This is a genomic window from Streptococcus intestinihominis, assembly GCF_046824975.1.
Classification (GTDB): Bacteria; Bacillota; Bacilli; order Lactobacillales; family Streptococcaceae; genus Streptococcus.
The window spans coordinates 183,164-192,149 of record NZ_JBKQBL010000002.1; the positions used below are offsets into that span (position 1 = coordinate 183,164).

Annotated in this window: 9 protein-coding genes; 5 read left to right on the top strand and 4 right to left on the bottom strand. The window is 41.0% G+C overall.

All coding sequences use genetic code 11. The annotated features are described in order from the left end of the window. Nucleotides 1-234: 234 nt before the first annotated feature. From ACLOR3_RS04210 to ACLOR3_RS04225, 4 genes are all read right to left on the bottom strand, one after another. Complete coding sequence (locus tag ACLOR3_RS04210) at nucleotides 235-789, bottom strand: LemA family protein (protein ID WP_411400305.1); 555 nt, start codon at nucleotides 787-789, stop codon at nucleotides 235-237. Between the two features lie 2 nt (nucleotides 790-791). Then, the gene (locus tag ACLOR3_RS04215) at nucleotides 792-1,679 is read right to left on the bottom strand and encodes a DUF3137 domain-containing protein (RefSeq protein ID WP_411400304.1); all 888 of its coding nucleotides are present in this window, start codon (nucleotides 1,677-1,679) and stop codon (nucleotides 792-794) included. 482 nt (nucleotides 1,680-2,161) lie between these two features. Then, the gene (locus tag ACLOR3_RS04220; RefSeq protein WP_411400303.1) at nucleotides 2,162-2,674 is read right to left on the bottom strand and encodes a GNAT family N-acetyltransferase; all 513 of its coding nucleotides are present in this window, start codon (nucleotides 2,672-2,674) and stop codon (nucleotides 2,162-2,164) included. Nucleotides 2,675-2,753: 79 nt separating this feature from the next. Next, the gene (locus tag ACLOR3_RS04225) at nucleotides 2,754-4,424 is read right to left on the bottom strand and encodes a formate--tetrahydrofolate ligase (RefSeq protein WP_411400302.1); all 1,671 of its coding nucleotides are present in this window, start codon (nucleotides 4,422-4,424) and stop codon (nucleotides 2,754-2,756) included. 267 nt (nucleotides 4,425-4,691) lie between these two features. On the opposite strand from ACLOR3_RS04225, the gene ACLOR3_RS04230 reads away from it, so the two are divergent. The 5 genes from ACLOR3_RS04230 to ACLOR3_RS04250 all read left to right on the top strand — a co-directional run bounded on the left by ACLOR3_RS04230 (nucleotide 4,692) and on the right by ACLOR3_RS04250 (nucleotide 8,822). Then, nucleotides 4,692-5,378: a phosphopantothenate--cysteine ligase gene (locus tag ACLOR3_RS04230; protein WP_411400301.1), complete on the top strand. Its 687-nt coding sequence runs from the start codon at nucleotides 4,692-4,694 to the stop codon at nucleotides 5,376-5,378. Nucleotides 5,379-5,383: 5 nt separating this feature from the next. After that, on the top strand, nucleotides 5,384-5,923 hold the full coding sequence (gene coaC, locus ACLOR3_RS04235) for a phosphopantothenoylcysteine decarboxylase (protein WP_411400300.1): 540 nt from the start codon (nucleotides 5,384-5,386) through the stop codon (nucleotides 5,921-5,923). Next, the gene (locus ACLOR3_RS04240) at nucleotides 5,920-6,492 is read left to right on the top strand and encodes an ECF transporter S component (RefSeq protein WP_048690457.1); all 573 of its coding nucleotides are present in this window, start codon (nucleotides 5,920-5,922) and stop codon (nucleotides 6,490-6,492) included. Before coaC ends, ACLOR3_RS04240 begins: the two co-directional genes overlap by 4 nt. 154 nt (nucleotides 6,493-6,646) lie before the next feature. Continuing rightward, the gene (locus tag ACLOR3_RS04245; protein ID WP_411400299.1) at nucleotides 6,647-8,365 is read left to right on the top strand and encodes a phospho-sugar mutase; all 1,719 of its coding nucleotides are present in this window, start codon (nucleotides 6,647-6,649) and stop codon (nucleotides 8,363-8,365) included. A 109-nt stretch (nucleotides 8,366-8,474) separates the two neighbouring features. Beyond that, nucleotides 8,475-8,822, top strand: coding sequence for a DUF6568 family protein (locus tag ACLOR3_RS04250; RefSeq protein WP_061563945.1), 348 nt, complete (start codon nucleotides 8,475-8,477; stop codon nucleotides 8,820-8,822). The last annotated feature ends 164 nt before the right edge of the window (nucleotides 8,823-8,986 follow it).

Below are 8,986 nucleotides of genomic sequence, written 5' to 3' on the forward strand. Positions count from 1 at the left end.
TTGATTCTTCCAACATTTTGATCATTTGTGCACCAACGGCACCTGTAGCACCAACAACAGCAACTGTATATCCCATAATAAAACCTCTTTCGGAATTTTCTAAAAATTTGTGAATTTTATCTATTATACTATTTTTCCCTACAAATGAAAAGTGTATTTTACACTTATAAAAACAAAATAATCCCGATCTAAGACCGGGATAGTTTCTAGATATCGAATAGTTTTTATTAAAAATTAATGGATTTCATAATCCAAATCATTCAAATTCTTCTTTCCTTGTGTGTCTTCCAATAAAAATGGCACCTGTTGCATCCCTTTAATACCCGCCACTAGTGAAGTTGGGAAGGTTACTATGGCTTGGTTGATTTGGCTAATATTACTATTAACAATGCGTTTAGAAGCTGCCAAATCTTCATTTTCATCTGCAATTTCTTTTTGCAAGGCCAAGAATTGGTTAGAAGATAAGAGATCTGGATAATTCTCACCTACTGCTCGGATTTGTGCCAAAACATCGTTTTGATTGGCAATAACTTGGTTGGATTCTTGGATAGAGGCACCTTGACGAAGGGCTACTAATTCGGTAAAGACTTTCTCTTCATGTTTGGCATAGGCCTTAGCTGCCTTCAACATTTCAGAAATGGTATCGTAGCGTTTGACAAGAGTGATATCAAACGTTCTCTTTGCTTCTTCAATCATGACCTGATAACGATTCAAGCGATTGCTTTCACCGATAAACCACATAACAATGACAAGAGCAAAAACGACAATGGCAATAAATAATCCTAACATAGTTATTCTCCTTTAAATATATTGGTTAATTCATCAATGAGATCAATCTCCCTACAGAGTTTTTGATACTCTGCAGCAATCGAAAGACTTTCGATTGCATCTTTTCTATTCGGTGTTGGGAAAAGGTAGCGGTTAGTATATAAGGAAATATAGAGTGTATCTTGTACTAAATACACACACATAGCATTTTGAGAAATTTGCTGATCAAACCATTCTAGGATCTTGGGTTTTAAGAATTTTCGAGCAGCCAGTTCATCTGTACAATAGATATTGTAATTTTCATTGTTTTGGATATCTTCTGTTTCAATTTGGACTTCATTAGATCCAGCACCCGGATAGGCACCTTTTAGTTCTCTTTTTAAAAACAAAGATTTCTTGGTTGGAACAACTCTCAAGTGCCCTGGAAATGAGATAGGAGCTTTTAAAGAAAAAATCTGACCAGCAAAATCTTCAACTTCTTCTCTGACCGTATGAGTTTCCCCACTTGAGTCTCTCTTTGTTCGCGTCTCAATATGATAAGCATAGAGATTGGCTACTACGAGATTCTTTTCATCATGGAAAGACAATTGATGAAAGAGATCAAACTTAGTCGATCTCGGACTAATGACCTGCAGGACATTCATTGGGTAGTCAGCTGTCAGAGTTAGCTCCGCTTGAGGAAAAACTTCTTTCAGGATGGGACAAAGAAAATCTGTAATATAAATCTCTTCATTGGATCGAACCTGATCTCCGAATAAGGCTTTTCGTTTTTTGTATGCCGGTAAATAATAAAACACCACTACAAGAAGAATGATAACAATCGCTGCTCGCCATCTAACAAGTTGGAAGGAGAGAAAAGCTAGAATACCACCAAGAATAGTGGCGTTTCTCCAATGAAGATTATTCTTCATTTGTTACTTCATAATGAGCAACTTAGCTTGATATTGTTCTAATTTTTCCAGTTCACTGATACGTTGAAACGTTTCTTGTGACCACTTGTTGTTTGGACTGTTTTGATCATACACTATAACCATCTCCTTTCAAACACAAATGAATCCATTTATTTACATCATTATATCACCGGTAGTCATAAGAGGCAAACAAATTTATGTATTTGCTTACTATGAATTTTTACAAAAAAATCCCTTACCACATGGTAAGGGATTCGAGGCATCTTTCGATGAGAACAGCAGGTTCACACAACTGTTCAAGGTCCGCTCCTGCGTTACAATTAAATGTAGACCTCCTCAGCGCAAAAGGCTCCTAAGAGCCAATCGACTCATCGCATAAACTTAGTGTACCATGAACGGCCCAAAAAAGTCAAGAGGCTCGTTCTAGACTTCCTTTTAAATAACTTAAAAGAAATTGAGCAAAGCTAAGCTCCTTCTAATTTTTACATTAGGGGCTTCACAGGCCCTTCGATCGTCTTTTGCATCCAGACAATATCATGCCATTGATCAAATTTATAGCCAATTTTAGGAAAATGAGCAACTTTCACATAGCCACGTTTCTCATGGAGGGCGATACTAGCTGGATTTGGCAGGGCAATGCAAGCTAAGAAACGTAAATAACCACGCGCCTCCAACTCCGACTCTAATGCCTCATACAATCGAGAACCCAGACCTTGCCCACGACGATCTTGATCCACATAGACGGATACTTCCACCGCCCAATCATATGCTGATCGATCATAATAGCTTGAGGCATAGGCATAAGCAAGGACTTGACCGTCTACTTCTGCTACTAAATAGGGAAAACGTTGAAGGATCTTTTCGATACGCCCTTCAAATTCCTCAATGGTCGGAACCTGGTATTCAAAAGTGATGGCTGTTTTCTCAACATAAGGGGCATAAATTCTGACAAGTTCAGGAGCATCCGCCAAGGTGACTGGTCGTATCTTCAGCATGTTCTTCTCACTTTCTATCTCTCTATTATACCTCAAAACACAAAAATAGAGGTTGTCAGCCAACCTCTATATACTGTTATTAGAACAAGCCTAAAGCAGTACCATCTTCTGCTACATCCATGTTCAAAGCAGCAGGACGTTTTGGTAATCCAGGCATGGTCATCACTTCACCTGTCAAAGCGACAATGAAGCCTGCGCCAGTCTTAGGTACCAATTCGCGAATGGTAATGTCAAAACCAGTTGGCGCCCCGAGGAGACTTGGATCATCTGAAAAACTATATTGGGTCTTAGCCATACAAACTGGTAACTTGTCCCAGCCATTTTTCACGATTTGAGCAATCTGAGTTTTGGCTTTTTTCTCAAAGACAACGTTGTCAGCTCGATAAATCTCTTGGGCAATCTTTGTGATCTTTTCTTCAACAGAGAGGTCATTATCATAAAGACGACTGTAATTGGCTGGACTTGTTTCAAGTGTCTCCACTACTGTTTCTGCTAGGGCCAATCCTCCATCAGCACCATCAGCCCAGACGCTCGCCAATTCAACAGGAACTTGAATAGAAGCACAGAGTTCTTTCAGAGCTGCAATTTCAGCTTCTGTATCTGTGACAAATTCATTAATAGCCACTACTACAGGAACTCCGAATTTACGCATATTTTCCACGTGGCGCTCCAAGTTAGCAAAACCTGAACGAACAGCTTCTACATTTTCTTCAGAAAGAGCATCTTTAGCAACTCCACCATTCATCTTCAAAGCACGAATCGTTGCGACAATCACCACTGCAGATGGGCTAACAGGGAGATTTGGTGTTTTGATATCCAAGAATTTTTCAGCTCCCAAATCCGCCCCAAAACCTGCTTCTGTTACCACGTAATCGGCTAAACGAAGAGCGGTTGAGGTAGCTAAAACCGAATTACATCCATGGGCAATATTAGCAAAAGGTCCACCATGAACAAAGGCTGGCGTTCCATAGATGGTTTGGACCAAGTTTGGCTTGATCGCATCTTTCAGAATCAAGGCAAGCGCCCCTTCCACTTCCAAATCACGGACATAAACTGGACTACGATCATAGCGGTAACCGATCACAATATTAGCCAAACGACGTTTCAAGTCTTCAATATCTGTCGCCAAGCAAAGGATGGCCATAATCTCAGAAGCAACGGTGATATCAAACCCGTCTTCACGAGGAATCCCATTGAGCGGCCCACCGAGACCGACCGATACGTGACGCAAAGCACGGTCATTCAAGTCCACTACCCGTTTCCAGATAATCCGACGTTGGTCAATGCCTAGCTCATTTCCTTGATGCAAATGATTGTCGATCAAAGCTGAAAGTGCATTATTTGCTGTCGTAATAGCATGCATATCCCCCGTAAAATGAAGGTTGATATCCTCCATTGGAAGAACTTGGGCATAACCTCCACCTGCTGCTCCCCCTTTAATCCCCATAACTGGACCTAAAGAAGGTTCGCGAATGGCAATCATGGTTTGTTTTCCAATTTTATTTAATGCATCTGCCAAACCAATGGTGATAGTAGACTTTCCTTCCCCTGCTGGAGTCGGGTTAATCGCTGTTACCAAGATGAGTTTCCCTGGTTCTTCTTTCTGAACGGCTTGGATCTTGTCAAAGGTTAATTTCGCCTTATACTTTCCATAGAGTTCTAGGTCATCGAAGTGAATACCCAATTTCTCTACCACATCTGTGATTGGTTTCAATTCAATACTTTGTGCAATCTCGATATCTGTCTTCATCTGAATCTCCTCACTATTTAATAATCCTATTATACAGAAATTTCACAAGGATATATATTTTAAATCTCAAACTTTTCCCGTTCGTTCGGTTTTTGCTTAGTAATTCTGCTTTTTCAGCCTTTATTCCAATTTCTTATACCCCTCTATATGAAATAACTATGAGTCGCTTCATCGTCTATTCTACCGCCTTTGTATCCCCTTGACCAACAATCGTAAGAGCCATGTTCTTGGCTTTACTAAAATATAAAATTCTTGTAAAATAAGCCTATGAATATTTTGATTACTTCCGGTGGGACGAGTGAAAAGATCGATCAGGTTCGTTCGATTACCAACCATTCCACTGGTCAACTTGGAAAAATCATTTCCGAACGTTTTTTAGAGGCAGGTTTTTCTGTGACTCTGGTGACAACTGCAACTGCGGTTCAGCCTAAAGAACATCCTCATTTAAGAAAGATATTTATCAAAGATGTCGCTGAACTTCAAACAGTCCTTGAAAAAGAAACTCCAACTCACCAGGTGCTCATCCATGCTATGGCCGTCTCTGACTACAGCCCTGTCTATATGTCAGGTTTCCAGGCTGTCAAAGAAGCTAGCAATTTAGAGCATTTTCTTCATCAAACCAACCAGGAATCGAAAATTTCTTCAGAGGAAGATTACCAAGTTCTCTTTTTGAAGAAAAATCCTAAGTTGATTTCCTTAGTAAAAACATGGAATCCAGACATTCGCTTGATCGGCTTTAAACTGCTGGTTGGTGTAGCACAGGATCAACTCCTAGCCGTTGCTCGTGCAAGTCTCGAAAAAAATCAGGCAGAAATGATTGTTGCCAATGACTTAAGCGAAATTCAAGACGGAAAACATCGAGCTTACTTAGTTACGAAAGATGCTACTCAAATAGCCGAAACGAAATTGGATATTGCTCAAAAAATTTATCATCACATTAGGAACAAAGGATAAAACCTATGGCGAATATACTACTGGCTGTAACTGGGAGCATTTCTGCCTACAAGGCAGCAGACCTCACCAGTCAATTGACCAAGCTCGGTCACCAGGTAAAGATTCTTATGACTCCTGCAGCTGCAGCTTTTATTACCCCTCTAACCCTTCAGGTCCTCTCCAAACAAGCTGTCCTGGTAGAGGTTATGACAGAAGACGATCCAAAACAAATCCAACATATTGACTTGGGGAAAGAGGCTGATCTTTTTCTAGTCGCTCCTGCAAGTGCCAATACCATTGCAAAATTAGCCCACGGCTTTGCAGATAATATCGTAACAAGCACTGCTTTGGCCCTCCCGTCTGAGGTGAAGAAATTCCTAGCACCCGCTATGAATACCAAGATGTTGGACCACCCTGCTACACAAAACAATCTTGAAACCCTAAAAAGCTACGGCTATCAAATCATCCCACCGCGTGAAGCTTTACTAGCTTGTGGCGATCAGGGATCTGGCGCTTTAGCTTCCATCGAAACCATTCTAACTACTATACAGGAGTCGCTCTCATGAGAAAATCTTCTTCATCCATTGCACAAATTTCTATCTTCTTCGCTATCATGGTGACCATTCATTTTACATCAACCATGATCTTCCAATTCTTCCCCTTTCTAATTCCACCGACTTTCGTCCATATCCCAGTGGTCATTGCCTCCATTCTTTATGGACCTCGTATTGGTGGAACCTTGGGACTCTTGATGGGACTCTTTAGCCTCACCATCAACACCATCGTACAGCTACCAAGTAGTTATTTATTCAGTCCCTTTGTTGAAAAAGGAAACCTTTACTCTCTGATCATCGTTCTGGTTCCCCGTATCCTCATTGGGATCACCCCTTACTTTGTCTATAAGTTGATCCATAATAAGTCCGGACTGGCAATCGCTGCAGCTGTTGGATCTTTCACCAACACTTTCTTTGTGCTTTCAGGTATTTTCATCTTCTTTTCAAAAAATTATCCAGGTGGTATCCAAGCCTTCCTCGGTGCTGTTTTAACCACCAACTCATTGATTGAGGTCCTAGCGACAGTCATTCTGACACTAGCGATCATCCCACCTCTCTCAAAAGTTAAGAATTCATTATAAGGCATTTTCGTTTATCACACTTTTCAAATGAAGGTGTGATTTTTTTGTCGATCACAACATATAAATTTGAAAACAATTGCTATTGAATCTAGTTTTTTCAGAAAAAAAATGCTATAATGTAAGCGATTAATTTATAGAAATAAGGAGTTGCACTATGACTTATCAAGAAAACTTCCAAAAATGGGCTGATTTCGCTGACTTACCAGATTACCTTCGTCGTGATTTGGAAAGCATGGATGAAAAAACGAAGGAAGATGCCTTCTACACAAACCTTGAATTCGGTACTGCTGGTATGCGCGGATTAATTGGTGCTGGGACTAACCGTATTAACATCTATGTGGTTCGTCAAGCAACTGAAGGTTTGGCTCGTTTGATCGAATCTAAAGGTGGAAATGAAAAAGAACGTGGAGTTGCCATCGCTTATGATAGCCGTCACTTCTCTCCAGAGTTTGCCTTTGAATCAGCAGCCGTTCTTGCTAAACACGGAATTAAATCCTATGTCTTTGAAAGTCTCCGTCCAACTCCAGAACTTTCATTTGCTGTTCGTCACCTCAACTGCTTCGCAGGAATCATGATTACTGCTAGCCACAACCCTGCTCCGTTTAACGGATACAAGGTTTACGGTGAAGATGGTGGTCAAATGCCTCCACACGACGCGGACGCTTTGACAACCTACATCCGTGCCATCGACAATCCATTCGCTGTAGAAGTTGCGGATGTTGAAGCTGAAAAAACTTCAGGTTTGATTGAGGTCATTGGTGAAGCTGTCGATACCGAATACCTCAAAGAAGTAAAAGACGTTAACATCAACCCTGCCTTGATTGAAGAATTTGGTAAAGACATGAAGATTGTCTATACTCCTCTTCATGGTACTGGTGAAATGTTGGCTCGTCGTGCTCTTGCTCAAGCAGGATTTGACTCTGTTCAGGTCGTTGAGGCTCAAGCAACTCCAGATCCAGACTTTTCAACAGTTAAATCTCCAAACCCAGAAAGCCAAGCAGCCTTTGCACTTGCTGAAGAGCTTGGTCGCCAAGTAGGCGCTGATGTTCTTGTTGCAACTGACCCTGACGCTGACCGTGTTGGTGTTGAAGTCCTTCAAAAAGATGGTAGCTACCTCAACCTTTCAGGTAACCAAATCGGGGCTATCATGGCGAAATACATCTTAGAAGCCCACAAAAATGCTGGCACTCTTCCAGAAAATGCAGCCCTTTGCAAATCTATCGTATCAACTGACTTGGTTACTAAGATTGCTGAAAGCTACGGCGCAACTATGTTTAACGTCTTAACTGGTTTCAAATTCATTGCTGAAAAGATTCAAGAATTCGAAGAAAAACACAATCACACTTACATGATGGGATTTGAAGAAAGCTTCGGTTACTTGATCAAACCATTCGTACGTGATAAAGATGCGATTCAAGCTGTCCTTGTCGTTGCTGAGCTTGCTGCTTACTACCGCTCTCGTGGTTTGACACTTGCTGACGGTATCGAAGAAATCTACAAAGAGTACGGCTACTATGCTGAAAAGACAATCTCTGTTACACTTTCTGGTGTTGACGGTGCTGAGCAAATCAAAGCGATTATGGCGAAATTCCGTGAAAACGGGCCAAAAGAATTTAACTCAACAGAAGTTTCAATCACTGAAGACTTCAAAGCACAAACATCTACTGCTGCTGATGGCACTGTAACAACCTTGACAACTCCTCCAAGTGATGTATTGAAATACACACTTGCTGATGGTTCTTGGATTGCCGTTCGCCCTTCAGGTACAGAACCAAAAATTAAGTTCTACATTGCCGTTGTTGGTGAAAGCAACGAAGATTCTCAAGCTAAAATTGCTAACATCGAAGCTGAAATCAATGCCTTTGTAAAATAAGCAACCACAAAAGATGAGATCAACCAATCTCATCTTTTTTTCGTATCAAAATACAGCATTTTTTCGCCCTTTATGGCATACTAGATTTATAAGAAAGCGAGGTAATCTCATGGAACAATTTTTAGAAGATATTAAAGATCTTGAAGTAACCACTGTTGCACGCGCGCAAGAAGCCATCGACCAAAAAGAAACAGCAACCTTCTTTATTGGACGCAAGACTTGCCCATATTGCCGGAAGTTCGCTGCTAAATTAGCAACTGTAGTAGCCGAAACTAAAGCCCATATCTACTTCATTAATAGTGAAGAACCAAGTCAACTGGATGCTTTGCAAGCCTTCCGCTCAACTTACGGTATCCCAACTGTCCCTGGATTTTTACATGTCGAAGCCGGTGAAGTTACCGTTCGCTGCGACTCATCCATGTCAGAAGAAGAAATCAAAGCATTCGCTCATCTATAAAAAATTGAGGCTGGGACAAAAGTCCTAGCCTCTCAATTGTTTTTGGATTGTCGAGCAAGACGCAGTGGTTGAGTGGGCTCTACTACGCTGATTTCATCTGCTTTTAAAGCCCTACTCAACTGTGCGGAGGTGGGACGACGAAATCGAATTCTAACGAATTACCG

Bases quoted from the DNA above. Each gene is read 5' to 3' on its own strand.
- ACLOR3_RS04210 (WP_411400305.1), bottom strand. From the start codon at position 789: ATGTTAGGATTATTTATTGCCATTGTCGTTTTTGCTCTTGTCATTGTT.
- ACLOR3_RS04215 (WP_411400304.1), bottom strand. From the start codon at position 1,679: ATGAAGAATAATCTTCATTGGAGAAACGCCACTATTCTTGGTGGTATT.
- ACLOR3_RS04220 (WP_411400303.1), bottom strand. From the start codon at position 2,674: ATGCTGAAGATACGACCAGTCACCTTGGCGGATGCTCCTGAACTTGTC.
- ACLOR3_RS04225 (WP_411400302.1), bottom strand. From the start codon at position 4,424: ATGAAGACAGATATCGAGATTGCACAAAGTATTGAATTGAAACCAATC.
- ACLOR3_RS04230 (WP_411400301.1), top strand. From the start codon at position 4,692: ATGAATATTTTGATTACTTCCGGTGGGACGAGTGAAAAGATCGATCAG.
- coaC (WP_411400300.1), top strand. From the start codon at position 5,384: ATGGCGAATATACTACTGGCTGTAACTGGGAGCATTTCTGCCTACAAG.
- ACLOR3_RS04240 (WP_048690457.1), top strand. From the start codon at position 5,920: ATGAGAAAATCTTCTTCATCCATTGCACAAATTTCTATCTTCTTCGCT.
- ACLOR3_RS04245 (WP_411400299.1), top strand. From the start codon at position 6,647: ATGACTTATCAAGAAAACTTCCAAAAATGGGCTGATTTCGCTGACTTA.
- ACLOR3_RS04250 (WP_061563945.1), top strand. From the start codon at position 8,475: ATGGAACAATTTTTAGAAGATATTAAAGATCTTGAAGTAACCACTGTT.